The sequence below is a fragment of the Abyssibius alkaniclasticus genome (genome assembly GCF_020447305.1).
In the GTDB taxonomy this organism is placed as follows: Bacteria; Pseudomonadota; Alphaproteobacteria; order Rhodobacterales; family Rhodobacteraceae; genus Abyssibius; species Abyssibius alkaniclasticus.
In genome coordinates, this window is sequence record NZ_CP095732.1 from 370,722 (window position 1) to 394,889 (window position 24,168).

At 61.1% G+C, this 24,168-nt stretch carries 24 protein-coding genes; 7 read left to right on the forward strand and 17 right to left on the reverse strand.

Annotated elements, in window-relative coordinates; all coding sequences use genetic code 11:
• Window positions 1-89: 89 nt before the first annotated feature.
• Window positions 90-1,505, reverse strand: coding sequence for a 1-acyl-sn-glycerol-3-phosphate acyltransferase (locus LGT41_RS01995; protein ID WP_274128345.1), 1,416 nt, complete (start codon window positions 1,503-1,505; stop codon window positions 90-92).
• A gap of 147 nt (window positions 1,506-1,652) precedes the next feature.
• Between LGT41_RS01995 and LGT41_RS02000 the strand changes: the two genes are divergently transcribed.
• Window positions 1,653-3,611: a methylmalonyl-CoA mutase family protein gene (locus LGT41_RS02000; protein ID WP_274128347.1), complete on the forward strand. Its 1,959-nt coding sequence runs from the start codon at window positions 1,653-1,655 to the stop codon at window positions 3,609-3,611.
• A gap of 23 nt (window positions 3,612-3,634) precedes the next feature.
• Entirely contained in the window at window positions 3,635-4,339 is a 705-nt protein-coding gene (deoD, locus tag LGT41_RS02005) for a purine-nucleoside phosphorylase (protein ID WP_274128349.1), read from the forward strand.
• On the opposite strand, the gene LGT41_RS02010 is transcribed toward deoD, so the two are convergent.
• Window positions 4,309-5,208, reverse strand: a complete 900-nt coding sequence (locus LGT41_RS02010) for a LysR family transcriptional regulator (RefSeq protein ID WP_274128351.1) — start codon at window positions 5,206-5,208, stop codon at window positions 4,309-4,311. The two genes, deoD and LGT41_RS02010, sit on opposite strands and share 31 nt — an antisense overlap.
• A 110-nt stretch (window positions 5,209-5,318) precedes the next feature.
• Here LGT41_RS02010 and LGT41_RS02015 point away from each other — a divergent pair, with 110 nt between their 5' ends.
• Window positions 5,319-6,641, forward strand: coding sequence for a serine hydroxymethyltransferase (locus LGT41_RS02015; RefSeq protein ID WP_274128353.1), 1,323 nt, complete (start codon window positions 5,319-5,321; stop codon window positions 6,639-6,641).
• A 68-nt stretch (window positions 6,642-6,709) separates the two neighbouring features.
• Here the strand turns inward: LGT41_RS02015 and LGT41_RS02020 are convergent, their stop codons facing one another.
• The 14 genes from LGT41_RS02020 to LGT41_RS02085 all read right to left on the reverse strand — a co-directional run bounded on the left by LGT41_RS02020 (window position 6,710) and on the right by LGT41_RS02085 (window position 16,726).
• Window positions 6,710-7,552: an urea carboxylase-associated family protein gene (locus LGT41_RS02020; protein WP_274128354.1), complete on the reverse strand. Its 843-nt coding sequence runs from the start codon at window positions 7,550-7,552 to the stop codon at window positions 6,710-6,712.
• A gap of 41 nt (window positions 7,553-7,593) precedes the next feature.
• Window positions 7,594-8,313: a ZIP family metal transporter gene (locus LGT41_RS02025; protein WP_274128355.1), complete on the reverse strand. Its 720-nt coding sequence runs from the start codon at window positions 8,311-8,313 to the stop codon at window positions 7,594-7,596.
• Between the two features lie 4 nt (window positions 8,314-8,317).
• On the reverse strand, window positions 8,318-9,094 hold the full coding sequence (locus tag LGT41_RS02030) for a succinate dehydrogenase iron-sulfur subunit (RefSeq protein ID WP_274128356.1): 777 nt from the start codon (window positions 9,092-9,094) through the stop codon (window positions 8,318-8,320).
• A 219-nt stretch (window positions 9,095-9,313) separates the two neighbouring features.
• Complete coding sequence (locus tag LGT41_RS02035; protein ID WP_274128357.1) at window positions 9,314-9,556, reverse strand: hypothetical protein; 243 nt, start codon at window positions 9,554-9,556, stop codon at window positions 9,314-9,316.
• Entirely contained in the window at window positions 9,556-9,846 is a 291-nt protein-coding gene (locus LGT41_RS02040) for a hypothetical protein (protein WP_274128358.1), read from the reverse strand. The genes LGT41_RS02035 and LGT41_RS02040 overlap by 1 nt, the downstream gene beginning before the upstream one ends.
• A gap of 10 nt (window positions 9,847-9,856) precedes the next feature.
• Window positions 9,857-11,662: a succinate dehydrogenase flavoprotein subunit gene (sdhA, locus tag LGT41_RS02045; protein ID WP_274128359.1), complete on the reverse strand. Its 1,806-nt coding sequence runs from the start codon at window positions 11,660-11,662 to the stop codon at window positions 9,857-9,859.
• 15 nt (window positions 11,663-11,677) lie between these two features.
• Window positions 11,678-12,058 (reverse strand): succinate dehydrogenase, hydrophobic membrane anchor protein, encoded by a 381-nt coding sequence (gene sdhD, locus LGT41_RS02050; RefSeq protein WP_274128360.1) that lies wholly within the window; start codon window positions 12,056-12,058, stop codon window positions 11,678-11,680.
• A gap of 3 nt (window positions 12,059-12,061) precedes the next feature.
• Window positions 12,062-12,454: a succinate dehydrogenase, cytochrome b556 subunit gene (gene sdhC / locus LGT41_RS02055; RefSeq protein ID WP_274128361.1), complete on the reverse strand. Its 393-nt coding sequence runs from the start codon at window positions 12,452-12,454 to the stop codon at window positions 12,062-12,064.
• Window positions 12,455-12,603: 149 nt separating this feature from the next.
• Window positions 12,604-13,191, reverse strand: a complete 588-nt coding sequence (locus tag LGT41_RS02060) for a sulfotransferase (protein WP_274128362.1) — start codon at window positions 13,189-13,191, stop codon at window positions 12,604-12,606.
• Window positions 13,188-14,222 (reverse strand): MaoC family dehydratase, encoded by a 1,035-nt coding sequence (locus tag LGT41_RS02065; RefSeq protein WP_274128363.1) that lies wholly within the window; start codon window positions 14,220-14,222, stop codon window positions 13,188-13,190. The genes LGT41_RS02060 and LGT41_RS02065 overlap by 4 nt, the downstream gene beginning before the upstream one ends.
• A complete protein-coding gene (locus tag LGT41_RS02070) occupies window positions 14,222-14,425 on the reverse strand; it encodes a DUF1737 domain-containing protein (protein WP_274128364.1) in 204 nt (67 codons plus the stop codon). The genes LGT41_RS02065 and LGT41_RS02070 overlap by 1 nt, the downstream gene beginning before the upstream one ends.
• Window positions 14,426-14,992: an NnrU family protein gene (locus LGT41_RS02075; RefSeq protein WP_274128365.1), complete on the reverse strand. Its 567-nt coding sequence runs from the start codon at window positions 14,990-14,992 to the stop codon at window positions 14,426-14,428.
• Window positions 14,993-15,014: 22 nt separating this feature from the next.
• Window positions 15,015-15,875, reverse strand: a complete 861-nt coding sequence (locus LGT41_RS02080) for an HpcH/HpaI aldolase/citrate lyase family protein (RefSeq protein WP_274128367.1) — start codon at window positions 15,873-15,875, stop codon at window positions 15,015-15,017.
• 98 nt (window positions 15,876-15,973) lie between these two features.
• Window positions 15,974-16,726, reverse strand: coding sequence for a sulfite exporter TauE/SafE family protein (locus LGT41_RS02085; protein ID WP_274128369.1), 753 nt, complete (start codon window positions 16,724-16,726; stop codon window positions 15,974-15,976).
• A gap of 124 nt (window positions 16,727-16,850) precedes the next feature.
• Between LGT41_RS02085 and mdh the strand changes: the two genes are divergently transcribed.
• The 3 genes from mdh (at window position 16,851) to LGT41_RS02100 (ending at window position 22,271) form a co-directional block, all read left to right on the forward strand.
• Complete coding sequence (gene mdh / locus LGT41_RS02090; protein ID WP_274128370.1) at window positions 16,851-17,813, forward strand: malate dehydrogenase; 963 nt, start codon at window positions 16,851-16,853, stop codon at window positions 17,811-17,813.
• Window positions 17,814-18,047: 234 nt separating this feature from the next.
• Window positions 18,048-21,794, forward strand: coding sequence for a hypothetical protein (locus LGT41_RS02095; RefSeq protein WP_274128371.1), 3,747 nt, complete (start codon window positions 18,048-18,050; stop codon window positions 21,792-21,794).
• Between the two features lie 39 nt (window positions 21,795-21,833).
• Window positions 21,834-22,271 (forward strand): hypothetical protein, encoded by a 438-nt coding sequence (locus tag LGT41_RS02100; protein WP_274128373.1) that lies wholly within the window; start codon window positions 21,834-21,836, stop codon window positions 22,269-22,271.
• A gap of 36 nt (window positions 22,272-22,307) precedes the next feature.
• On the opposite strand, the gene LGT41_RS02105 is transcribed toward LGT41_RS02100, so the two are convergent.
• Window positions 22,308-22,742, reverse strand: a complete 435-nt coding sequence (locus LGT41_RS02105; RefSeq protein ID WP_274128374.1) for a MarR family winged helix-turn-helix transcriptional regulator — start codon at window positions 22,740-22,742, stop codon at window positions 22,308-22,310.
• Between the two features lie 68 nt (window positions 22,743-22,810).
• Here LGT41_RS02105 and hmgA point away from each other — a divergent pair, with 68 nt between their 5' ends.
• On the forward strand, window positions 22,811-24,145 hold the full coding sequence (gene hmgA, locus LGT41_RS02110) for a homogentisate 1,2-dioxygenase (RefSeq protein ID WP_274128375.1): 1,335 nt from the start codon (window positions 22,811-22,813) through the stop codon (window positions 24,143-24,145).
• Window positions 24,146-24,168 lie beyond the last annotated feature (23 nt).

Here is a 24,168-nt window from a genome sequence, read left to right on the forward strand (position 1 = left end):
GAAGCGCAGCCCGCATTTCGGGCGGCTTCAGGGATGGAGTAGCGTTTAGGCGGTAATAATGCAACCCAGATTTATGATGTTGCGCAATTTTATGTCTTGTCGGTTTCAATTTGGTCGGAAAATGCCGGAAAATCTGCTGCAACTGCGTTCTGCACCTCTGTCACCGATGCCGCGTAATAGGCGATGAGCGCGGCGTTTTCATCGGCGAGGGTGATTGCGCCGTCCGACTCGGCCAGCAGCCCGTGCAGGCACAAAGCATCCAGCCCAGATTCGGCGGCCAGTTGCGCCGAGGATCGGGGCAAATGCACGCTGGCGCCTTGCGCCTTGAGCGTTGCGGCCAGTGCTGCGGCGCGGGCCAGCAACGCGCTGCGGCTGATGCGCCGGTCGGCCCCCAAAGCGGCGGCAACCAGCGGCACGGGCAGCACGGTCATGACCCTGGCGATACGGCCCATCAGCAGATCGGCCAGGCCATTGGCCGGGTCTCGCGGGCCGGTCGCCATGAAACTTTCCAGCGATTGCGGTGTGCCAAAACTGACAGCGGCATAGCCGAAACGCTTGAACCGCCCACGCAATCGCCGCCACAGGTTGCGCAAGCCAAAGGCGACAATGCTTGAAATGCGCGCGCGGAACCGCCGCGCGCCCGCCTCGGCGGCCTCGGTCAGGATACGATCTTCAAGCACACGGTCATATGAAATTGCGACCGGCACGAAGATGACATCGCGCCCACCGCGCCGCTGCCCGCCAATGATATAGGCCAAAAGCCCCAGCTTGGCGGGGGCCAATGCGCCGGTCAGCGAAAGCCTGCCCTCGGGGAAGATGGCCTGTGTCACGCCCTGATCGGTGGCCATGCGCACATATTGCGCAAGCACGCGTCGATAAAGCGGCGAGCTGTCCTTGCGGCGGATGAAATAGGCCCCCATTGCGCGAATTAGCCGCGAAAGCGGCCAGACACGCGCCCATTCCCCCACCGCATAGGACAGCGCCGAACGGTCCGCCACCAGATGTGTGACCAGCACATAATCCATATTCGAGCGATGGTTCATCACGAAGATCACCGTCGCTTCCCGGTCAAGGCTTTTATATTCGGACGCATCAAAATTTCCCACGCGGACATGGTAGAACATGCGCGCAATGAAGCGTGCGGCGCGCGTGGCGATGCCAAAATAGATCGAGGCGGAAAAGGCCGGCACGATTTCGCGCGCATAGCGCCGGGCACGTTCCAGCACCACCTGTTCGGGCACGCCCGTGTTGCTGGCCTCTTCAACCACCGCCTCCATCACGTCGGGGTCATGAATGAGGCGCATGATCATGTCGTGCCGGCGCATCAGCTTGAAGGGCTGGATGGGGCGTTCAAGCCGCGCATTGAGGCGGGCCACCACCCGCTCCATCCGGCGCCGGAAAAACCAGCGCACCGAGGGAAACAGGAAATGCGATGCAAAGGTGACGCCCGCAAAAGCCAATATCAGCACCAAAAGCCAAAGGGGAAGCGTGACGGGTTGCGACATGGCTGGAAGCTGACAGAGAAACCGGCCGCGGTAAAGCGCCAGAAATTTGTGCATCTGCGAAGATTTTGCAGTGCAGCGAATTGACAGCGCCACTATATTTCTAATATCAGTGTTTCAACGTAATTATATTGCTTGCAGGAACTCATCATGCCCGACAAACCCTGGCTTTTCCGCACCTATGCCGGGCATTCCACGGCGGCGGCGTCCAACCAGCTTTTTCGCGATAATCTGGCGAAAGGGCAAACCGGGCTTTCGGTGGCTTTTGATCTGCCCACGCAAACCGGCTATGACAGCGACCATGTGCTGGCGCGCGGCGAGGTGGGCAAAGTGGGCGTGCCTGTGGGCCATCTGGGCGATATGCGGGCGCTGTTTGATGCGATCCCGCTGGAACAGATGAACACCTCGATGACCATCAACGCCACTGCCCCGTGGCTGCTGGCGCTTTACATTGCCGTGGCCGAGGAGCAGGGCGCCGATATATCCGCGCTGCAAGGCACGGTGCAAAATGATCTGATCAAGGAATATCTGAGCCGCGGCACCTATATTTTCCCGCCCGAGGCCAGCCTGCGGCTGATCGGCAATGTTGCCAGCTTTTGCCTGAATGCTGTGCCCAGATGGAACCCGATGAATATCTGTTCCTACCATCTGCAAGAGGCGGGCGCGACGCCGGAACAGGAACTGGCCTTTGCGCTGGCCACCGCGATTGCCGTGCTGGACGAGGTGCAGGGCCAGGTGCCCGCCGAGGATTTTCCCGCAATGGTCGGGCGGATCTCGTTCTTTGTGAATGCGGGCATCCGGTTTGTGACCGAAATGTGCAAGATGCGCGCCTTTGTCGCCCTGTGGGATGAGATTTGTCTGGAACGCTATGGCGTGACCGACCCGCGCCACAGGCGGTTTCGCTATGGTGTGCAGGTCAACTCGCTTGGCCTGACCGAACAGCAGCCGGAAAACAACGCCACGCGGATTGTGCTGGAAATGCTGGCGGTGACCCTGTCCAGGAACGCGCGCGCGCGCGCCGTGCAACTGCCCGCCTGGAACGAGGCACTTGGCCTGCCCCGCCCGTGGGACCAGCAATGGTCGCTCAGGATGCAGCAGATTTTGGCGCTGGAAACCGACCTGCTCGACCATGACGATCTGTTCGATGGCAACCCTGTGGTTGAGGGCAAGGTTGCAGAACTGGTGGCCGCCGCGCGCAAGGAACTGGCGCAGATTGCGGCAATGGGCGGCGCGGTTGCGGCAATCGACACGATGAAACGCGCGCTGGTTGACAGCAATGCCGCACGACTTGGCCGGATCGAGGCGGGCGAAACCCCGGTTGTGGGCGTGAACCGCTATACCGGCGGCGCGCCAAGCCCGCTGACCACCGGCGACAGCAAGATTCTGGTGGTCGATCCGGCAGCCGAGGCGGAGCAGATCGAAAAGCTCGCCGCATGGCGCGCCGCGCGCGATGCAGGCGCTGTGCGCGCGGCTCTGGCGGGGCTGCGCGCAGCGGCAGAAGCGGGGGAAAACATCATGCCCGCCTCGATCATCGCCGCCAAAGCGGGGGTAACCACGGGCGAATGGGCGGCGGCTTTGCGCGATATTTTCGGCGAGTATCGCGCGCCAACGGGGGTTGGCGAAACCATCTCGAACTCGGCCATCGGTCTTGACGGTTTGCGCGCCGAAATTGCCGCATTCGCCAGCACGGCGCAGCGCCGCCTGACGCTGGTCATCGGCAAGCCGGGGCTCGACGGGCATTCCAACGGGGCCGAGCAAATCGCCGTGCGCGCGCGTGATTGCGGAATGCGGGTGATTTATGAGGGCATTCGCATGACACCCGAAGCCATTGTGCAGGCGGTGGAAAACGCGCGCGCCGATGTGCTTGGCCTGTCTATCCTGTCGGGCAGCCATGTGCCGCTGGTGCGCGAAACGCTGGCCCGCATGGCCAAAGCCGGGCTTGGCCATGTGCCGGTGGTGGTTGGCGGTATCATCCCGCCCGATGATGCGGCGGCGCTGTGCGCCGAAGGTGTGGCGCGGGTCTACACGCCAAAAGACTTTGATCTGAACGTAATTATGGGCGATCTGGTGAAACTCGCTGGCAAGGGCGCTGAATTGGCGGCAGAATAGCGCAAACATCAGAAAGGCCGCTTATGACCCCGCATATCAACGCCAAACAGGGCGACATTGCCGAAACTGTGCTTTTACCGGGCGATCCGCGCCGCGCGCGCTGGGTGGCGCAGAGCTTCCTGACCGATGCCCGCCTGGTGAACGAGGTGCGCGGCATGGAGGGCTGGACCGGCAGCTGGAACGGCCACCCCGTCACCGTGCATGGCACCGGCATGGGTATGCCTTCGCTTTCGATTTATGTGAATGAGCTGATCAAGCAATACGGGGCGAAAACCCTTATCCGCATCGGCTCTTGCGGGGGGATGCAGCCGCATGTGAAGCTGCGCGAGGTGGTTCTGGCAATGGCCACGACCCATGCGAGCGCGATGAATCGCAGCCAGTTTGGCCATGCGAATTTTGCGCCCTGCGCCGATTGGTCCTTGCTGCTGGGCGCGGCGGTTGCGGCTTCCAAGGCGGGCATTGCCACGCATATCGGCAATATCTATTCATCGGATGTGTTCTATGCCGAAGATGCCGCTTTGGATGAACAACTTACCCGCCACGGCATTCTGGCGGTGGAAATGGAAGCGGCCGAGCTTTACACGCTGGCCGCCCGCCATAGCTGCCGCGCGCTGGCGGTGCTGACGGTCAGCGACCACCTCAAAACCCACGAATCCCTGCCGCCAGAGGCGCGCGAGCGCAGCTTTGGCGACATGGTTCAGATCGCGCTGGAGGCCGCATTCGCCTGAGTTGCAGCGCGCAGCCAGTCGGCCACCCGCGCCACGGCCCCGCCCTGTGCGGGGCGCGCCGCCCATAGGCACAGGCTGCGGGGCAATGTTACGCGCGCCGCAAAGGGCGCAACCAGCGCACCGCTTTGCAAATGCCGCTCAACCAGTGCAGCGTGCCCCATCAGCACCCCGGCACCGTTCACCGCCTCTTCCACCGCCAGCGCATAAAGCGAATAGGCCGGGCCGTTGGCGGCAAGCTCCAACCCCGGCGCGGCCTGCATTGCCCAAAGCGCCCAGTCATCCTGCCAGACGGCATCGGAAATGCGCAGCGTATCCGCCAGCGCGGCAGGGCTGCTGAGTTGCGCCGCAAGACTTGGCGCGCAAACAGGGAAAATCTCGTCCGGCACCAGTGCATCGCGGGCCGGATTGTTCTGGTAGAACAGGCATAAATGATAGGGTGCGCGCTTCAGGTTCGGCGGGGCTTCCATTGCGGTGATCGAAATTTCGATCTCTGGCGCAACCGCGCGCAACCCCGGCAGGCGGGGTGAAAGCCAAAGCTGGGCAAGCGCGGGCAATGTGGCAATATGCACATGCTGGGGCGCCGCCGCATCGCGCAGGCTTTGCGCGGCCTGGCCAAGCGCATCAAACCCCGCCACAAAACCCGGCAGAACCTGCCGCGCCAACGGGGTTGGTGCCACGCCGCGCGCATGGCGAATGAATAGCGGCGCGGCCAATGCCGCCTCCAGCCCCTTGATATGCGCGGTAATCGCCCCGGGCGTGACCCCAAGCTCACCCGCTGCCAGCACAAAGCTTTGCAGCCGCGCGGCCGCCTCAAAGGCGCGCAGGGCATTCAGCGGCAGGTCTTTGGGGCGCGGCGGGGCTACTGGCATGGGATTGGGGGCATTTGGCTTAACTTTCCTAAGCCTAATTTTTCAGAAAACTGATTTGCGCACAAGCCCCATGACGCGCCACACTGCCCCAACCGCAACAGGAGCCGACCATGACCAACCTTGCCATGCGCCCTTGGGTGCCCGCCGCTTGCGAAAGCCTGATCCAGCGCTATGCCAATGAGACCGCCACGCGCAGCAGCACCGATAGTGCCGCCCGCATCGCCGCGCTGATTTCCGCCAACCGGCAAATTCACGAGCGTGCGTGCTTCAACCTCAACCCCGCCACCAATGTGATGAACCCGCGTGCCGAGGCGGCTTTGGCTGCTGGCCTTGGCAGCCGCCCTTCGCTTGGCTACCCCGGCGACAAATACGAAATGGGGCTGGAGGCGATCGAGGAAATCGAGGTGATTGCCGCGGAACTGGCCGCCGAGGTGTTTGGCGCGAAATACGCCGAAATCCGCGTGCCATCAGGCGCGATTGGCAACCTTTACGCCTTCATGGCCACCTGCAAACCGGGCGATAGCATCATCGCCCCGCCGGCCAGCATTGGCGGCCATGTCACCCATCATGGCGCCGGTTGCGCCGGGCTTTACGGGCTCATCACGCATGAAGCCCCCGTGCTGGCCGATGGCTATACGGTCGATGTTGCGGGCCTGCGCGCGCTGGCGCACAAGGTCCGCCCCAGGCTCATCACCATCGGTGCCAGCCTCAACCTGTTCGCGCATCCGGTGGCCGAGTTGCGCGACATTGCCGATGAGGTGGGGGCCAAGCTGCTGTTTGATGCCGCGCATCAATGCGGGATCATCGCTTCCGGCGCGTGGAAAAACCCGCTGGCCGAGGGTGCGCATATCATGACGATGAGCACCTATAAAAGCCTTGGTGGCCCGGCTTCGGGCCTGATCGTCACGAACGAGGCCGATATTGCCGAAGGGCTCGACGCCATCGCCTTTCCCGGCATGACCGCGAATTTCGATGCGGCGAAATCGGCGGCGCTGGCGCTGACCATGCTCGACTGGCGCGATTTTGGTGCCGCTTATGGCGCGGCGATGATCGCCACCGCCCGCGCCTTTGCCAATGCGCTGAAAGACCTTGGCCTGCCGGTGTTTGAAACGGCGCAAGGCGCAACCAGCAGCCACCAGTTTGCGCTGGAGGCCAAAGGCTTTGGCGGCGGGCAGGCCGCCAGCAAGACCCTGCGCAAGGCGGGGTTTCTCGCCTGCGGCATCGGCCTGCCCATAGCGCCGGTTGCGGGCGATATGAACGGGCTGCGCATAGGCACACCGGAACTGGTGCGCTGGGGGGTGACGGTTGATGACATTCCCGAAATTGCCGCCCTTGTGGCCGAAGCCCTGCGCAGCAATGACCCTGCCAGCATCGCCCCGCGCACGGCCGCATTGCGCGCGCGGTTCAACAAGCTGCACTTCATGCACGGCTGATCCGGGCGCCAAGGCTGCAAGGCGGCGCGGGCGCAACAGAGCGGCACGCCCGACGCCGCCGCGCCGCCCTAGAGCCCGTGGCTTCGGGAATAGCCGTTTGGCAGGGGCGCGGCGGGCAGCTCGCCGTGGCTGCGCAAAATCTCCACCCTCAGCGGGTAGCAGGCGGCGGCATCGGATGAATGTTCGGCCGAACAATCGCCGCCGGGGCAGGCCGACAGCGCGCCAAGCAGGTTGATCTCGGCATAGAACTCCAGATAGTCACCGGGGCGCACGGGGCTGGCCTTCATGAAATACTGGCCGGTATCACGCGTGAAGCCTGTGCACATGAACACATTCAGCACGTCATGCACATGCGCCTCGGCCGCGTGCAGCCCCATGCCGGTTTCAGCCGCCAAGGCGCGGGTCAGATTGGAATGGCAGCAGTGATGATATTCGCCCCCCGACAGCAGCTTATGCGTATAGGGGTCGCAGCGTGTGCCAATCACATCATGCACCGCCCCGCCAAATGCGTCGCGCCCATACCATGCAAGCGTATCATGGGTGAGTGTCGCCATAGGCCGCAGCGCCGGAAAGCCTGACCACATGCGCGCCCCCGTCGTGATATGGCTGCCATGCAGCGCGCGGGTTTTGCCGGAATAGAACCGCTCGGCCAGATCATCGGCGTTGAACAGGTTGAGGTCGCCAACTTGTGGGCCTTCAACCGAATGGATGCGGAAGAAATGACCCGCTGGCACGCGAAAACAGCGCGCATCGCGGGGCGGGACAAGCACCTCGCCAGTTGGCTGCAATGACGCGCGGGCGGCGAGAAGTTTCGGCATGTCGGGCGCGGGCAGCGTTGCGGTCGGATAGCAGATAACCGGCGCTATGGCGCGGCGGGCATCGGCGTCGGGGGGCGGGGTGATTCTGTTCATGCGTATATAAGAGCCGAGCGCATGGCTGAAAGAAAGCCGCTTCAGCCGATAAACAGCGACCCGGCAAGGCCAAGCATGAACCCGCCAACCGCGCCAAGCGGCGGCGCCCAGTGCTGATCGAGCCTGGCCTGCGGGGCGATATCGGCGAAAATCAGATAGAGAATGCCGCCCCCCGCAAACAGCATGATGCCGCCAAGCAGCCCGGGCAGGTTGATCAGCACCTCCTCACCCAGTATCGCCGCCAATGGCCCCAGAAGCGCGATGGCCGCAAAGAGCAGCAAAAGCCGCCCAGTGCGTATGGCCGAACTCGATTTCAGCTCGCGAAAAGCGGTAAAGGCTTCGGGAATGTTTTGCAGCGCAATAAGAATGGCCAGCAGCAAAGCCGTCGCCCGGTCGCTGACCAAAAGCGCGCCAAGTGCCATTGCTTCGGGCAGAAAATCGAGCAGCATCGCCAGCAGTTGCGCGGTGGAACTGCCGCGTTCATGCAGCGCGCGGTCGACAATGAAAAAGGCCAGCCCACCCAGCCCGAACAGCAGCAGCGCAAGGCCGGGGCCAACCCGCGCGGTGCCTTCGGGCAGCAATACCAGCGCCACGGCAGACAGCAGGGCGCCCCCGCCGAAAGCGGCAACCGTGTGGCGCAATTCCTGTTCCAGCCAGTTGGGGCGAATGCGGTCAATGGCGGAGATGGCGCCGCCCAGCGGAATGGCCGCCCCCGCAATGCCTGAAAGCGCGATGGCGGCCCAGAAACTTTCGGCCGCCACGGTCCTACACCACCCGCTCGACCATCATTTTCTTGATTTCGCCAATCGCCTTGGCGGGGTTCAGCCCTTTGGGGCAGGTGCGCGTGCAGTTCATGATCGTATGGCAACGATACAGCTTGAACGGGTCGTTCAGCGCATCCAGCCGTTCGCCGGTTGCCTCATCACGACTATCCACAATCCAGCGATAGGCGTGCAGCAGCGCGGCCGGGCCAAGGTAACGGTCGCCATTCCACCAATAGCTTGGGCAAGAGGTGGAACAGCAGGCGCACATCACGCATTCATACAACCCGTCGAGCTTCTTGCGGTCGTCGATCGACTGGCGCCACTCGGCGGCGGGTTTGTTGGTTTTGGTCTCCAGCCACGGCATGATGCTGGCGTGCTGGGCATAGAAATGCGTAAGGTCCGGGATCAGGTCTTTCACCACGGGCATATGCGGCAGGGGGTAGATTTTGACATCGCCCTTCACCTCGTCCAGCCCGTAGATGCAGGCCAGCGTGTTGATCCCGTCGATATTCATCGCACAAGACCCGCAAATCCCCTCGCGGCAAGAACGGCGGAAGGTCAGTGTGGGGTCGATCTCGTTCTTGATCTTGATCAGCGCGTCCAGCACCATTGGCCCGCAGCTATCCATATCCAGCCAATAGGTATCGATCCGCGGGGTTTCACCTGCATCCGGGTCCCATCGGTAAATGCGAAAGGCGCGCAAATTGCCGCTGGACGGTTTGGGCCAGGTTTTTCCAACCCGCATACGCGAATTTTTCGGAAGGGCGAGTTCAACCATATGCGTGTCCTTTTAGGCGGTGCGTATCTGATGTTTCGGGTTTAACGGTTTTCGGCACTGGCTTCCAGTATCTTGGCGCTGACTCACATTTGAAAAGCGCACGTAATCTCCGCCCTCAGCCATGCCACGCCACGCCCTGCCATGCCTCAGGGGCAAAGCACGGGTCATTGCCCAAAAAGCGCAATGCGTGCAACCCGGATTCCGGGATCTGGAGCCGCCTTACGCCCCGCCCACCGAGCCTGCGACCGTGCCGCCATTGACAAGGAACTGGATGGCGCGCTGACGCTCGGCATCGCTCATATTGTTCCAGATCGCGGTATCATTGGGCGAAAGCACAATCCCTTCCGGCAGTTGAACACCCTGGCGCGAGACGGCGCCGCGCTCATAGGCGCCGGTTACGTTTTCACATGCAGAAAGCGTGCCCAGCATAAGCACGGCGACGATTGCGGTCTTGATGGTCATTACGAACCCTCCGAAATTTGGCCTCTTGCGGCCAGATTGGTCATACATTGCTCATAGACTTGTGCCGGATCACGGCCCCGCAGATAGTCATCTGACAGGTTGATCGACAGGCCGAAATTCGGCCCGGTGCGCGAGTTGACACCCACCGTCGCTTCGCCGGTCGGCCCGGCAGCCTCGCGGGCTTTTTGCTGGCAGAATTCGATGGCCTCAATCCGGGTGTAGCTTTCATAGACAGGCGTGCAGGCGGCTGTTGCCGCCAGTCCCACTGCCAATATAGCGCCGGTTTTCATGCCGCGTTCCTTAATATACACGCGCCTTTGGGGCGATCTTCTTCAGCTCTATACCACCTTCAGACTCGGCTGTCAGCGGGTCTACATGCACAGGACGATAGTCCAATTTGACCGCGCCGTCATCCCCCACCCATGCAAGTGTATGTTTTCGCCAGTTTTTGTCGTCGCGCTCCTTGTAATCCTCATGGGCATGGGCGCCCCGGCTTTCCTTGCGCGCCTCGGCGCCAACAATGGTGGCCAGCGCGTTTGGCATCAGGTTTGTCAGTTCCAGCGTTTCCATCAGGTCGCTGTTCCAGATCAGGCTGCGGTCGGTGACCTTGATGTCGCTCATCTGCCTGGCAAGCGCGGCCATTTTCGCGCAACCCTCGGCAAGGGTTTTGTCGGTGCGGAACACGGCGGCATCGGCCTGCATGGCTTTTTGCATGGTCAGACGCAACTCGGCGGTGCTGGTGTTGCCGCGTGCGTGGCGCAGCGCATCGAACCGCGCCATCGAGGCATCGACCGACTCCTGATTCAGCGGCGCGTTGCCGGCTTCGGGGTCGACAACCTTGCCCGCCCTGATCGCCGCCGCGCGGCCAAAGACCACAAGGTCGATCAATGAATTTGAGCCAAGCCGGTTGGCGCCATGAACGCTTGCACAACCCGCCTCGCCCACGGCCATCAGACCGGGCTGGATGCGCTCGGGGTTTTCGGCATCGGCATTCAGCACCTCGCCCCAGTAATTCGTGGGGATACCGCCCATATTGTAATGCACGGTCGGAATGATCGGGATCGGCTCTTTATTCACATCCACGCCGGCAAAAATTTTCGCGCTTTCGGAAATGCCGGGCAGGCGTTCGGCCAGGGCTTCGGGGGGCAAATGGTCCAGATGCAGGAACATATGGTCTTTTTCCGGCCCAACCCCGCGCCCTTCACGAATTTCCATAGTGATGCAGCGCGAAACCACGTCGCGGCTGGCAAGGTCTTTATAGGTCGGCGCGTAACGCTCCATGAAACGCTCGCCTTCCGAGTTGGTTAGATAGCCGCCCTCGCCGCGCGCCCCTTCGGTGATCAGACAGCCGGAACCGTAAATGCCCGTGGGGTGGAACTGCACGAATTCCATATCCTGCAAGGGCAGGCCCGCGCGCGCCACCATACCGCCCCCATCGCCGGTGCAGGTATGCGCCGAGGTGGCCGAAAAATAGGCACGGCCATAGCCGCCCGTGGCCAGCACCACCATTTTGGCGTTGAAACGGTGCATCGTGCCGTCATCCAGCTTCCAGGCCAGCACGCCCTGGCAGACCCCGTCCTTGGACATGATCAGGTCAATCGCGAAATACTCGATGTAAAACTCGGCATTATGCTTGAGGCTCTGACCATAAAGCGTGTGCAAAATCGCATGGCCGGTGCGGTCGGCGGCGGCACAGGTGCGCTGCACGGGCGGGCCTTCGCCAAATTCGGTGGTATGGCCCCCAAAGGGGCGCTGATAGATCTGCCCCTTTTCGGTGCGCGAGAACGGCACGCCGTAATGCTCCAACTCATACACCGCCTTGGGGGCTTCGCGGGCGAGATATTCCATCGCATCCATATCGCCCAGCCAGTCAGACCCTTTGATCGTGTCATACATATGCCACTGCCAGTTATCGGGGCCCATATTGCCAAGGCTGGCGGCAATGCCGCCCTGGGCGGCAACCGTATGGCTGCGGGTGGGGAAAACCTTGGTCACACAGGCGGTTTTCAGCCCCTGTTCGGCCATGCCAAGCGTGGCGCGCAACCCAGCACCCCCGGCCCCGACCACCACGACATCATAGGTATGATCGACAAATTCGTAGGACATGGAAACTCCGAAAACTCAGGCCGTAAAGGCGATGCGGGCGATGGCGAACACGGCGGCAAGCCCGAACAGCCAGCAAAATCCGATATTCAGGAACAGGCAGGTGAGGCGCATAGCCTTGCCGGGCACATAATCTTCAATGACCACCTGCAGGCCCAGTTGCAGATGCCTGAACATCACCCCGAAAAACAGAATGGCGATGATGGCGTTGATGGGGTGGGCATAGGCTGCGCGCATGTCTTCAAAATCGCCGCCCAGATTATAGGCAAAGGGCAGCACGAACAGAATGGCCAGCGGAACAAGCGCCAGCGCGGTTACGCGCTGCAGCCAGAAATGATGCACACCATCATGGGCGGTGCCCAAACCTTCAACGCGCTGGCGGTCGGTTCTAAAGCTCATGGTTCAAACCCCCTGCGCCAGAATGATGACAAGCACTGTCAGCACGGTCGCACCAACAAATACCGCAATGGCGCTGGCATAGGCGGCACCAAGGCTGAAGCCCTTGCCGATATCCCACATCAGGTGCCGAATACCGTTGCACAAATGATAGCTCAGCCCCCAGAGCGCGATGATCAGGATGATATAGCCAAGGGTCGAGGTGAGTATGGCATTGGCGAGTTCGAAATAATCCTCGCCGATTGCCAGCGCCAGAAACCACCACACAACCAGCGCCGCCGCAACCGCCAGCCCCATACCTGTAATCCGGTGCAGGATCGAGGTGAGCATGGTGAACTGAAAGCGATACACGCTTAAATGCGGTGAAAGCGGGCGGTCGCCCCGATTTACATCAGCCATAACGGCCTCCACTCCTTTGGCGGGCATCTGCCCTTTTACCTTGGCTTAGCCCAAGCCCGCGCCAGTGGCCAGAAAAAAGGCGCAAAACCAACGCGGTCATGCGTGTCTGGCCGCTTTGTGATCACGACAAAAATTTTAGTGATCACAAATTACCGCGCGCTGGCCGCGCCGCGATTCTTATGCGGAAACGGCGGCAAATGGTCGGGGGCCAGAAATTTCACCAGCTCTGCCCAGCCATCGCCCCTGGCCAGATCCATCTCCAGAAAATCCTGCGCACGGCCTGCGAAATAGGTGCGCATCATCGCGTGCTGGCCCTCAAAGGCCGCGCGGTATTGCGCCTCATGGCCTGAAAGTCGCGGCACACCATACATCCAGCGGCGCAGCGGGTTGTTGCCATCGGGAAAATAGGCGCGGTAGCTTTCAATCCAGCTTTCATAGCTGCGATTCGTCAGAATGAATTTCGTGCCGGGAAAGGTGGCATCGACCGCCTTGAACACAAAACCATAGGGGCTGTCGCTGACGCCATCGCTTTGCGCCAGCACATCCAGCGCGATGCGGGTAATTTCGGCTGCGGGGTCGGGCTGTTTCCAGTCCACCTCGCGCGCAAGCCGGTTGGTGGCTTGGCCCATGCGCAAACCCAGGGCGCGCAGCGCCGCCGCCAGCGATGTTGTGCCGGTCTTCTGCAGGCCGATCACGCAGACCTTCGGGCGCGGCGGTGTTGTCTGCGCCGCGCTCATGCGGGCATCAAGGCCCAATAATCAAGGTCGAGCAGCACATCGGGCAGGTATTTGCCATCGTCTGCGCGCAAGCCGCCGGCGGGCTGGTGGCCGCGGGTTGCCACAAGCCGCAGGCGGATTGCGGCCACGCCGGGGGCCGGGGTTGTGGCGATGTCCAGCACTTCCGACCAGGCACAAACCGTATCGCCCGCAAAGGCAGGGTTGGCATGGCTTCCGGCATTGAGTGCCACAATCATCTGCGCATTGGCCAGCCCGTTGAACGACAGCGCCCGCGCCATAGAGATGACGTGACCGCCATAGATCAGCCGCCGCCCGTCGGGCCGTGCGGTTGTATCGAAATGCACTTTGGCGGTGTTCTGCCACAGGCGCGTGGCCAGCATATGCTCGGCCTCCGACAAGGTGACACCGTCGACATGGTCGATGATCTCGCCCGGCGCATAATCACCCGCCCGATGCCGCGCGCCGGCCAGGGTAAAATCGTAGCGCGAAAAATCCAGCCCCTCGGGCACAACCAGCGCCGTGGCCGCCACGCTTTGTGTAAGCTCAGGCACCACGGGCGCGGGCGCGGGCGCGGCCAGATCGTGCTTTTTCACCATCACCCAGCGCACATAATCCACCACCGCAACATCGTGCTGGTTGAAACCCTGTGTGCGCACCCAGACGACGCCGGTCTTGCCGCTGGAATTTTCCTTCAGCCCGATCACCTCGGATGTGGCGCGCAGGGTATCGCCCGGCCAGACAGGGGCCAGAAACCGCCCCGCCCCATAGCCCAGATTTGCCACCGCGTTCAGGCTGACATCGGGCACGGTTTTGCCAAACACCAAATGAAACGCGGCCAGATCCTCGATCGGGCTGGCCGCAAGCCCGCAGCCGCGCGCAAATTCATCCGATGAATAGAGCGCAAAGCGGCTGGGGTAGAGCGATGTGTAAATATCGCGCAACCCCGGCGACACCGTGCGCGGCACGGCGTGGTGCAAGGTCTCGCCAAGGCGGTAATCTTCAAAGAACCGCCCCGCCGTGACCTTGCTCATTACACCGCGCCCAGCTTCATATCGGGCGAATAGGGGCCGTCATAGTCTTTCACCACGGCCTGTGCGCAGCGCATCACACCGCGCGCGGCGTCAAAGGCCATTGTCGGGCTACCCTCCAGCCGCCAGCCCTTGGACAGGGCGAGCGAGACCTTGTGGCAAAATTCCGAGGTATCATCCTCGGTCAGCAAACGATAGGCGAGCATTTAACCTCCTGGAAATGGCGAGGGGCCAACAAGCATATGCACCCCTGCGAAAACGGCGAAAATAACCACGGTCAGCACGATATGCTTGACATCGCCCCTGGCCGAGCCTGCATCGGGGCGGCGCCAGGCCCCTTCGCGCATATTGATCAGCAGCATCGACACAATCGCCCAGGCCGCCAGCCCGCCAAACAGAATGAGCGCGGCAAGGTCGCCATTGGCCAGCAAATGCGCGCCCGCCCAGACAATCACGCCCAGCAGCATCGGGTGGCGCAACCAGCGGCGCGCCCGGCCCGAGGAATGGCCAAGCCCAAGCAGGTAAATCGCCACAAGCATGGCGACATTGTTCACATGCACCGCCCAGCTTGGCGGCGTATACAGGTGCTGGAAGGGCGCCCAGACAAAGCCCACCACCATCAGCACGACCGAGAGCAGGACAAGCCCGGCAATCACCCCGCGCGCACCGGCTTCGCCCATGCGTTCGGTCATGCCGTCGCGCAGCCGCGGGGTGACGGATTTCAGCAAATGCGCCGCCCACCACAGGGCAACGCCCAATACAAGTATCGTCATGCTATCCCTCGCATATTTCCGCTCAACCTTGCGCGTCTTTGGCGCGCTTGGCAATCATTTCTGCCCGTGCAAGCAGGTTTTTTGCGGTCACCACATGCAGGTTCTCAACGATCTTGCCATCGACAACCGCAACACCCGTGCCCGCCGCCAAAGCCGCGGCATGGGCCTCGATCTGGCGCTTTGCCAGCGCAAGCTGGTCGGGGTCTGGCGCGAAAACGTCGTTGGCAATGGCAAGTTGCGCCGGGTGGATGAGGGTTTTACCGTCAAACCCCATATCGCGCCCTTGCAGGCATTCGGCGCGCAAACCGCCTTCGTCACGAAAGGCGTTGTAAACACCGTCGATGCACAAAACCCCATGCGCGCGGGCGGCCAGAAGGCAAAGCGACAGCGCCGTCATGATCTGGCTGCGCGCCGCCCCCGGCGTTGCCCCAAGGTCTTTCACCAGGTCATTTGTGCCCATCACCAGCCCCTGCACCCCCGGCGCTGCGGCAATGCGGGCGGCATTCAGAATTGCCAGCGGGGTTTCCATCATCGCCCAGAGGCCGATTTCGGCATCGCCAAGCCGTGCGGCAGCGCGGGCAATATCCTCGGCATCATCGACCTTGGGCAGCAAAATCCCGTGCGGTTTTGCGGCAATCGCGGCGGCCAGATCATCGGCGCCCCAGTCGGTATCGGCGCCGTTGATGCGGATCAGCACGCGCCGCGCACCAAAGCCACCGGCGCGCACGGCCTCGCACACCAGGCCGCGGGCGGCCAGCTTTTGTTCAGGTGCAACCGCATCCTCAAGGTCGAGAATCAGCGCATCGGCATCCAGGCTGCGCGCCTTTTCAAGCGCGCGCGCATTGGAGCCGGGCATATAGAGAACCGAGCGATAGGGATGCATCTTCCGTCTCCGTCATTGCTGCGCCGCAACATAACCCGCCGCCGCGGGGCCGCGCAAGGCTGACGGCGCGAAAAGCGCAGCCTTGCGCGCGGCCTTGTTCAGGTCAGCCCGTCATAAAACAGCTTCAACCCTGTCAGCACCAGAAACACATAGGCCAGCCCGAAAAACACCTTGTCCGACGTGCGGTGGTGCAGCCAAACCCCGCAGGCCACGCCCATCAGCGCCACGGGCGCAAGGAAAAGATTGGCCAGCAGGGTTTGCGGCGTGAACAGCCCGATGGCAATATAGGGGGGCACCTTGATCAGGTTCACCCACCAGAAGGCCAGCAAGGTGGTCGACTGGAAGGTGCGTTTGGACAGGTTCTGCGACAGCAGATACACCATTGCCGGCGGCCCGCCTGCATGGCTGACAAAGCTGGTAAACCCCGCCACCAGCCCCCAGAACATGCCGCGCCTGGGGCTTTCCCTGGCCGCTGCAATGCGCAACCAGCCGCGCCCGCGCGCCATTTGAAACGCCACAAAACCAATGGCAATAGCCCCGATCAGCACGCGCAGCACATCGGGGTTGGTCTGGCGGAACACCAGCGCGCCAATCGCCACACCCGGCACCATGCCCACCATCAGCGCGCGCGCCACCGGCCAATTCCAGCCGCGCCAAAAGGCCCGCAGCCCGGCCACATCCATCAGCATCAGCAAGGGCAGCATCAGCCCCACGGCCAGCTTCGGGTCTATCGCCAGCGCCAGAAACGGCGACGCGGCAAAGGCCGCCCCCGAGCCGAACCCGCCCTTGGACAGCCCGGCAAACAGCACCGCGGGCACCGCAAACAGGAAAAATTGCAGATCCAGAACCATAACTTTGCCTTTCCCGATGCCCTCTATGGCGCTGCCTAGCATCTCTTGGCCCATCTCGCACTTGCGAAAACATGCAAACAGCGTTAGGCCATGCCCGGTATTCTTCCAACTCAGGAGACTTGCAATGGCAAGATCGAAAATAGCATTGATTGGCGCCGGCCAGATCGGTGGCACTTTGGCACATCTGGCTGGCCTGGCCGAGCTGGGTGACGTTGTTCTGTTCGACATCGCCGAAGGCACCCCGCAGGGCAAGGCGCTCGACATCGCCGAAAGCGCGCCCGTATCCGGGTTTGACGCCAGCTTCAAAGGCGCGAATGACTATGCCGAGATTGCCGGCGCCGATGTGTGCATCGTCACCGCCGGTGTGGCCCGCAAGCCGGGGATGAGCCGTGATGACCTGCTTGGCATCAACCTCAAGGTCATGAAATCGGTCGGCGAGGGCATTGCCGCACACGCGCCCGATGCTTTTGTCATCTGCATCACCAACCCGCTGGATGCGATGGTCTGGGCCTTGCAGCAGTTTTCCGGCCTGCCGACCAACATGGTCTGCGGCATGGCCGGTGTGCTGGATTCAGCCCGCTTCCGCCACTTCCTTGCCGATGAATTCAACGTCTCGGTCAAAGATGTCACCGCTTTCGTGCTGGGTGGCCACGGCGATACGATGGTGCCGCTCACACGCTATTCCACCGTTGCCGGCATTCCCCTGCCCGACCTTGTGAATATGGGCTGGACCACGCAAGACAAGCTTGACGCAATCGTGCAGCGCACGCGCGACGGTGGTGCCGAAATCGTTGGCCTGCTCAAAACCGGTTCGGCGTTTTACGCGCCCGCGGCCAGCGCCATCCAGATGGCCGAAGCCTTCCTGAAAGACCAAAAGCGCGTGCTGCCCTGTGCGGCGCATGTCGACGGCGCCTATGGCCTGAAGGGCATGTATGTGGGCGTGCCCACCGTGATTGGCGCCGGTGGCGTGGAACGCGTCGTCGAAATTTCCATGAACAAAGACGAAATGACGATGTTCGACAAGTCAATCGAGGCGGTGAAGGGCCTTGTTGCGGCCTGCAAAAGCATCGATTCCAGCCTGAACTGAGACATTTGGCGCGGCCCCCTTTGCGGGCCGCGCCAGCTTTGCGCGCCGCCGCGCAACCCCAAATTCCCCAAAATTTCACCGACAGACTGGACGCAAGCCTGCTTGCGCGCTATCTTTTTTGGATTCGTATTTAGTCCTATTTTCGCCGATCCATTTGCAGGAAACGCTTGTATTTCAACGCTAACGGGCCGCCCCTATGGGGTGGCGCAGTTGCGCATTTGATAGGAAAGACCTATGGCAAAACCTGATAAAGCCGCCCTGAAAGCCGAGGGCAAAGCACTTGGCGACCTTCTGGTCATTGCAAAGAAACGCGCGCTCAACGTGGCCATTCTTGAAAAGGATGGCGCGTTTGTCGTTGAGGGCAGCCCGAAGGGCAACCCCGATATGATGCGCCGTGCCGCCAAAAAGTCGGGCGGCGGCCCCAAGGGTGTTTGCGGAATAATGCGCCTGGAAAACAAGATCGCATTCATCAAAACCGAGGATGAACCGCCGGGCAACTACCCCAAACGCATCCGCCAATATTTCATGTCGCGCGGCGCGCCGATCAAGAAACTCATCCTTGAACTTCCCGGTGGCAAAACATTGGCCGACGGTGAGGAGGAAGAAGACGGCGCACCAGTGCAGGCCCCGCAAGCGCCCGGCGCCACGGATGATGGCAACGGCACCGGCCCGGCACCAAGCAGCGATGGCGGCGGCGGCGATGGTCTGAAACCAGACGGAAAAACCGGACCCGACACACTTGGCCCGGTTCTGCACAAAGCCTATGGCGTGCTGAAATCCGAGCTGGATGAAAAGCGCGAACAGGCCGAGGAGAGCCTGAAAAAGGCGCTGGCCCAGGCCGAGCTTGGGTTCAAGCGCGCGATGGACTCCAAGGAATACGAAACCGCCAAGGCGATGCTGTCGCAGATCAAGAAATCGCTGGCCAAGATCCAGCCCAAATCGATGTTCGACAGCCTTGTCGATTCGGTGAAGGAGAATGTCGGCGAATTTGTCGACGAGGTGTCGGACGCGATTGACGAGAAGGTTGAAGACCTCAAGGAGCTTGGCGAGGAGGCGCTTGAAAAGGCCGAAGATGTTTTGCAGGCCGTGGGCGACAAGGTTGGCATTCTTTCCGAACATGACAAGGCGCAAAAGGAAAAGCTCAAGAACTTCGATCTGCCCGAAGACCAGCAGCTTTCATTGGTGCAACTGGCCCGCGACAACCCCAAAAGCTTTGAAGCCGCGCTGAAGGTGCTGGCCAAGATGGAAGGCGACCATGCCGATCTTGTGCCAACCGCAGCAGGCGTTGAGGCGGCCAAGAAGGCGGTGGATGACGCCAAGACCGAAAAAGCCGCGCTGGAGGCCGAGCAAAAGGCGATTGCGCGCCAATACCACGCCGCCAAGGCGCTGGCTGATCAGGCCGTGACCGACGCCAAGGCCAGCGACACACAGTATAAGCAGGCCGTTGCGGCCATGACCGAGTTCAAGAAAAACCTGCCCAAGGACATGTCCAAACTGTCCAAGGAAAAGCAGCTGGAACTTGTGAACCAGATGAACGCGCTGATCAATGCCGAGGCGGATTTGAAGGCCAAACGCGCCGCCGATATCGAGAAGGTGAAAACCACCAAGGCCGCACAGGATAAAGAAGAGCAGGACTGGCGCGACAAGGGCACCGAAATCGAGGCCGCAAAGGGCAAGATCGGTGCCGAAGAGGAAAAGGTCAAGGCAACCAAAGCCAAGAAAGACCTGATGGATTCGCTTACCACCGGCGTGCTTTCGCCCGATGGCAAGAACCCCATGTCTGATGCCGATATCGCCAAGGTGCTTGGCGCTTTCGAGGCCGACCCGGCGTTGGGGCAAAAGGCCCTTGGCCTGCTCGAAAAATCCGGCGACCGCGCCAATCTGGCCGATGGGATCGAGCGCATTACCAAAGGCATGGGCAACGGCTTCAAGGACAAGGATGGCAATGCCTATGGCGATGAGGCCGCCCAGAAGCAATATGCCAAAGACGCGCTTGAAATGGGGGCCGCGATGGGCGGCGACTATTTCAAGAATATGGAGAAATTCGTTGAAGGCGGCGGGCTGAACAAACCCAACCCCGTGCCGCTTGCTTCGGGCTCGTCCTGGAAAAAACTGGAGCAGGACCGCGCAAAATATGTTGCCGATTCAATGCTCGATTCCAAGGGCAAGATCGACACCAAATCGCCCAAGGCGCAAGAGGCGCTGGCGATGATGAACTTCCACCCCGGCACGATGGAGAACAAGACGCCGGGCATGAACATGCATTTCGAAACCATGTCCGCGGCAATGGACGACCCCAAGCACAAGCAAAAGCTTCAGGATGTGCTGGATGGAATCAAGTCCCGCCCGACAAGCGCCACCGGGCGCAAGCTGGTGGCGCGCAATATCGGCAAGTCGCCGGGCGATGTGACCAAGGAAGATGTGAAATCTTCCGTGATGTCGGCCATGTTCACCCCGCTCGACCAGGGGCCGGTCGGCTCGTGTTTTGCCACGGGTCCGGCGCGCCGCGTGGTTGAGGAAGACCCCGCCAAGGCAATGGGCCATATCACCGAAATTGCCATGAAAGGCCGTTTCACCACCGCCCAGGGCGACAAGATCAAGGCGATCAGCACAAACAAGCTGCCCGAAGATGACAACCAGCTGATGCGCAGCTTTGAATATACGGTTGCCACGGCGGGTGCGACGATGGCCAATTCGATCGAGCGCAGCAATCTGAACTACTACCTGTTCAACGATCCCGACGGGATGAAAAAGATCAAAACCCTGCTGCCCGACCCAGCAAAATGGCCCGAAGTGCGCGGCAAGATCCAGACAGCCCTGGCCGACGGGTTGAGCTTTCGCTACGATGCGACCTCGGAAATTGGCGATTCCAATGATGGGTCATCGACCCAGGGCAATTTCCAGATCATTGATAAATCGACCAACAAGGCCATTCTGACCAAGGACGCCTTCATCAAGACAATCACCCGCATTGCACTGGCCGCCACGGGCGAGGATAAAAGTAGCGAAACCGGCGTCAAGATTGTCGATCTGTGCAAAAGTGACAGCTTCATCGATGCTGTTTGCGAAGGCGATTACAAGCCCTGGGAACTGCCGGGTGGCGGATTTTCAACCGGGCCTTCCAAAGTGCTGCATGGTGGCGATCCGCAGCAAAAGGAAATCAGCGCCACCAATTACAAGCTGCTTCCCAATGGCGATTATGAACTCGACGCCAACAAGAACCGCATCCCGATTGATGCGCCCGGCGAGCGCACCAAAAAGGTTGTGGCGGGTCTGATCGGCAAATTCGCAACCGCAGGGCCGGATTCCGAAATGATCGACCTGTCGACCTCGGGCATCCATGCCTTTGGCGGCCTGCCCAACCACCCCTCGCTTGACAAGCTGAAAGAAGGAGGCGACCCGGCGGCTGCGATTGAAAAATACATTCTCAAACCCGGCGAGGAGATGGCCAAAACCGATCTGGCGGTTGAAAAGACCGGCCTGCTCTTTGACCAGCAGCTTGACGCTATGGAAGGTTGGGATCTGTTTTCCGGCGGGGCCGCCCTGCTGGCCGATGCGCGCACCAAACGCCCGACAACCGCGATGAAACCATCCGAGTTGAAGGCGCATGTCGATGCGGCGACCAAACCGCTGCGCGACTATATGGCGCGCGAACGGGCCAAGGTCTGGAAAAAGGAACAAGAGGATGCAGGCGAAGTTGTCAGCAATGGCGCGCTTGCCGCAAAGGTCGAAGAGTGGAAAAAGGATATTGCCTCGTGGAGCGACGATGATTTTTCCAACAACATCATCGACAATCTGGAGCCGCCACAATTCGTGATCGCCGATACAAACTGGGGCGACAAGGATGGCCACACCTATTTCGTTGTCATCCCCGACCCGATTACCGGCGAGGCAAAAATGTTCAAGAAAACCGAACCGAGCGGCACGCTGGAAGCACTTGGCGATGACTGGATCAATACAGAATGGCAGGTGGCCGAATGAGCGCGCTTATCCTGACCCCGGCCAAAAGGAGAATTTCCGATGACTGATACTTTGCCCTATGTCGGTTTCAGCTATGATGATGACAACAGGCTCTGCGCCTCGGTCGGCCCGGATGAATACCACTCGGTTGCCGAGCTTGTTGCCGCGGCGCCCTTCGTGGCCGAGCCTGCGCATATTCTGCTGCTGGCCAAGGCGCTCAACCATTTTGACCAGGGCATGAGCTATGGGGTGATCGAGGAGATCGCGCCCTATAAGGAAGATTTCCTGAAGCGTTATGCCGAGGAAGAAGAGCTTGAATGGGACCAGTTCAACCTGCGTGCGGGTGATTTCGAGCTGCCCGATTTTGAGCAGATGGCCCCGCCCAGCATCAAAGACGGCGAGATCACATTTTTCGTCAACCATCGCGGGCTGGATGCACCCTATATCGTGACCGGCCCGGCCGATGGCAGCGGCAAGCTCGACTATTCACCGCTTTAGCCCAATGCCGGGCGGCCATGCGGCCCGGCACCCCCCCTAACGTGCCATCAAGCGCTGCAAACAGGCGCGCAGGGTTTTTTGCTCTTGCGCGCTGAATTGCGCCATCAGCCTGGCATCAAACGCTGCCGCAATCCCCGCAAGGTCTTTATAGGCCGCCTGCCCGGCTGCGGTCAGCGATAGCTGTTCCTGCCGCCGGTCATGCGCCATTACTGCGCGTTTCAAAAACCGCCGCCGCTCCAGCGCGGCCACCGCACGGCTGGTCTTGGTTTTATGCAGGCGCGCGCGGTCGCAAATCTGGCGCGCCGTCAGGTCGCCGAACCGCCCCAGATGGAACAGCACACGCCATTCGCTGCGCAGCATTCCGTAGCGGTCTTTGTAATAGCGCTGAAATTCCTGCCCCGCCGCCTCGCCCGCCTGGTTCAGCAGATAGGGCAGAAACGTGCCGATCTCGAAGCCGTCATCCGTATCCATCCGTCAAAACTACCGCTTGTTAGTTACATTTTCAACCAATACGACAAAGCCAAAGACAGGAGCGCGCCATGACATATGACAACCCCACCGCCACGCCCGCCGCTGGCTATATGCCCGGTTTCGGCAATGATTTTGAGACCGAGGCGCTGCCCGGCGCTCTGCCCCAGGGCATGAACAGCCCGCAGAAATGCAATTACGGCCTGTATGGCGAGCAGCTTTCCGGCACCGCCTTTACCGCGCCCAGCCACCAGAACGAGCGCACATGGTGCTACCGCATCCGCCCCTCGGTCAAACACACGCATCGCTTTACCAAGATCGACCTGCCGCAGTGGAAATCGGCCCCCAATATCGACCCCGATGTCATTTCACTGGGCCAATACCGCTGGAACCCGTTGCCGCATACCGAGGCCCCGCTCACATGGCTGACCGGGATGCACACCATGACCACGGCAGGCGATGTGAACACGCAGACCGGTATGGCCAGCCATATCTATCTCGTCACCGCCTCGATGGTGGATGAATATTTCTATTCCGCCGATAGCGAGCTTTTGATCGTGCCGCAGGAAGGTAAGCTGCGCCTGGCGACCGAGCTTGGCATCATCGACCTTGCCCCGCAGGAAATTGCCATCATCCCGCGCGGGCTGGTTTACCGCGTGGAGCTTGTCGAAGGTCCGGCGCGCGGCTTTGTCTGCGAGAATTATGGCCAGAAATTCGACCTGCCCGGCCGTGGCCCGATCGGCGCCAATTGCATGGCCAACCGGCGCGACTTCAAAACACCGGTCGCCGCCTTTGAAGACCGTGAAACACCGTCCAAAGTTACCGTCAAATGGTGCGGGCAGTTCCATGAAACCGAAATCGGGCATAGCCCGCTTGATGTGGTTGCATGGCACGGCAATTACGCGCCGGTGAAGTATGACCTCAACACCTATTGCCCCGTGGGTGCTGTGTTGTTCGACCATCCCGACCCGTCGATCTTCACCGTTCTCACCGCGCCCTCAGGCGTTGAAGGCACCGCGAATATCGACTTCGTTTTGTTCCGCGAACGCTGGATGGTGGCCGAAAACACCTTCCGCCCGCCCTGGTATCACAAGAACATCATGTCGGAACTCATGGGCAATATCTATGGCCAGTATGACGCCAAACCGCAGGGCTTTGTTCCCGGCGGGATGAGCCTGCACAACATGATGCTGCCCCACGGCCCCGATAAACAGGCGTTTGAAGGCGCATCCAACGCCAATCTTGGCCCCGACAAGCTCGACCATACCATGTCCTTCATGTTCGAAACCCGCTTCCCCCAGCACCTGACCCGCTTTGCCGCCAAGGAGGCCCCCTTGCAGGATGATTATATCGACTGCTGGACCTCGCTTGAGAAGACGTTCGACGGCACGCCGGGGGTGAAGTAAGCTGGCCCTGCAACCAACAAGGA

Bases quoted from the DNA above. Each gene is read 5' to 3' on its own strand.
- LGT41_RS01995 (WP_274128345.1), bottom strand. From the start codon at position 1,505: ATGTCGCAACCCGTCACGCTTCCCCTTTGGCTTTTGGTGCTGATATTG.
- LGT41_RS02000 (WP_274128347.1), top strand. From the start codon at position 1,653: ATGCCCGACAAACCCTGGCTTTTCCGCACCTATGCCGGGCATTCCACG.
- deoD (WP_274128349.1), top strand. From the start codon at position 3,635: ATGACCCCGCATATCAACGCCAAACAGGGCGACATTGCCGAAACTGTG.
- LGT41_RS02010 (WP_274128351.1), bottom strand. From the start codon at position 5,208: ATGCCAGTAGCCCCGCCGCGCCCCAAAGACCTGCCGCTGAATGCCCTG.
- LGT41_RS02015 (WP_274128353.1), top strand. From the start codon at position 5,319: ATGACCAACCTTGCCATGCGCCCTTGGGTGCCCGCCGCTTGCGAAAGC.
- LGT41_RS02020 (WP_274128354.1), bottom strand. From the start codon at position 7,552: ATGAACAGAATCACCCCGCCCCCCGACGCCGATGCCCGCCGCGCCATA.
- LGT41_RS02030 (WP_274128356.1), bottom strand. From the start codon at position 9,094: ATGGTTGAACTCGCCCTTCCGAAAAATTCGCGTATGCGGGTTGGAAAA.
- LGT41_RS02035 (WP_274128357.1), bottom strand. From the start codon at position 9,556: ATGACCATCAAGACCGCAATCGTCGCCGTGCTTATGCTGGGCACGCTT.
- LGT41_RS02040 (WP_274128358.1), bottom strand. From the start codon at position 9,846: ATGAAAACCGGCGCTATATTGGCAGTGGGACTGGCGGCAACAGCCGCC.
- sdhA (WP_274128359.1), bottom strand. From the start codon at position 11,662: ATGTCCTACGAATTTGTCGATCATACCTATGATGTCGTGGTGGTCGGG.
- sdhD (WP_274128360.1), bottom strand. From the start codon at position 12,058: ATGAGCTTTAGAACCGACCGCCAGCGCGTTGAAGGTTTGGGCACCGCC.
- sdhC (WP_274128361.1), bottom strand. From the start codon at position 12,454: ATGGCTGATGTAAATCGGGGCGACCGCCCGCTTTCACCGCATTTAAGC.
- LGT41_RS02060 (WP_274128362.1), bottom strand. From the start codon at position 13,191: ATGAGCGCGGCGCAGACAACACCGCCGCGCCCGAAGGTCTGCGTGATC.
- LGT41_RS02065 (WP_274128363.1), bottom strand. From the start codon at position 14,222: ATGAGCAAGGTCACGGCGGGGCGGTTCTTTGAAGATTACCGCCTTGGC.
- LGT41_RS02070 (WP_274128364.1), bottom strand. From the start codon at position 14,425: ATGCTCGCCTATCGTTTGCTGACCGAGGATGATACCTCGGAATTTTGC.
- LGT41_RS02075 (WP_274128365.1), bottom strand. From the start codon at position 14,992: ATGACGATACTTGTATTGGGCGTTGCCCTGTGGTGGGCGGCGCATTTG.
- LGT41_RS02080 (WP_274128367.1), bottom strand. From the start codon at position 15,875: ATGCATCCCTATCGCTCGGTTCTCTATATGCCCGGCTCCAATGCGCGC.
- LGT41_RS02085 (WP_274128369.1), bottom strand. From the start codon at position 16,726: ATGGTTCTGGATCTGCAATTTTTCCTGTTTGCGGTGCCCGCGGTGCTG.
- mdh (WP_274128370.1), top strand. From the start codon at position 16,851: ATGGCAAGATCGAAAATAGCATTGATTGGCGCCGGCCAGATCGGTGGC.
- LGT41_RS02095 (WP_274128371.1), top strand. From the start codon at position 18,048: ATGGCAAAACCTGATAAAGCCGCCCTGAAAGCCGAGGGCAAAGCACTT.
- LGT41_RS02100 (WP_274128373.1), top strand. From the start codon at position 21,834: ATGACTGATACTTTGCCCTATGTCGGTTTCAGCTATGATGATGACAAC.
- LGT41_RS02105 (WP_274128374.1), bottom strand. From the start codon at position 22,742: ATGGATACGGATGACGGCTTCGAGATCGGCACGTTTCTGCCCTATCTG.
- hmgA (WP_274128375.1), top strand. From the start codon at position 22,811: ATGACATATGACAACCCCACCGCCACGCCCGCCGCTGGCTATATGCCC.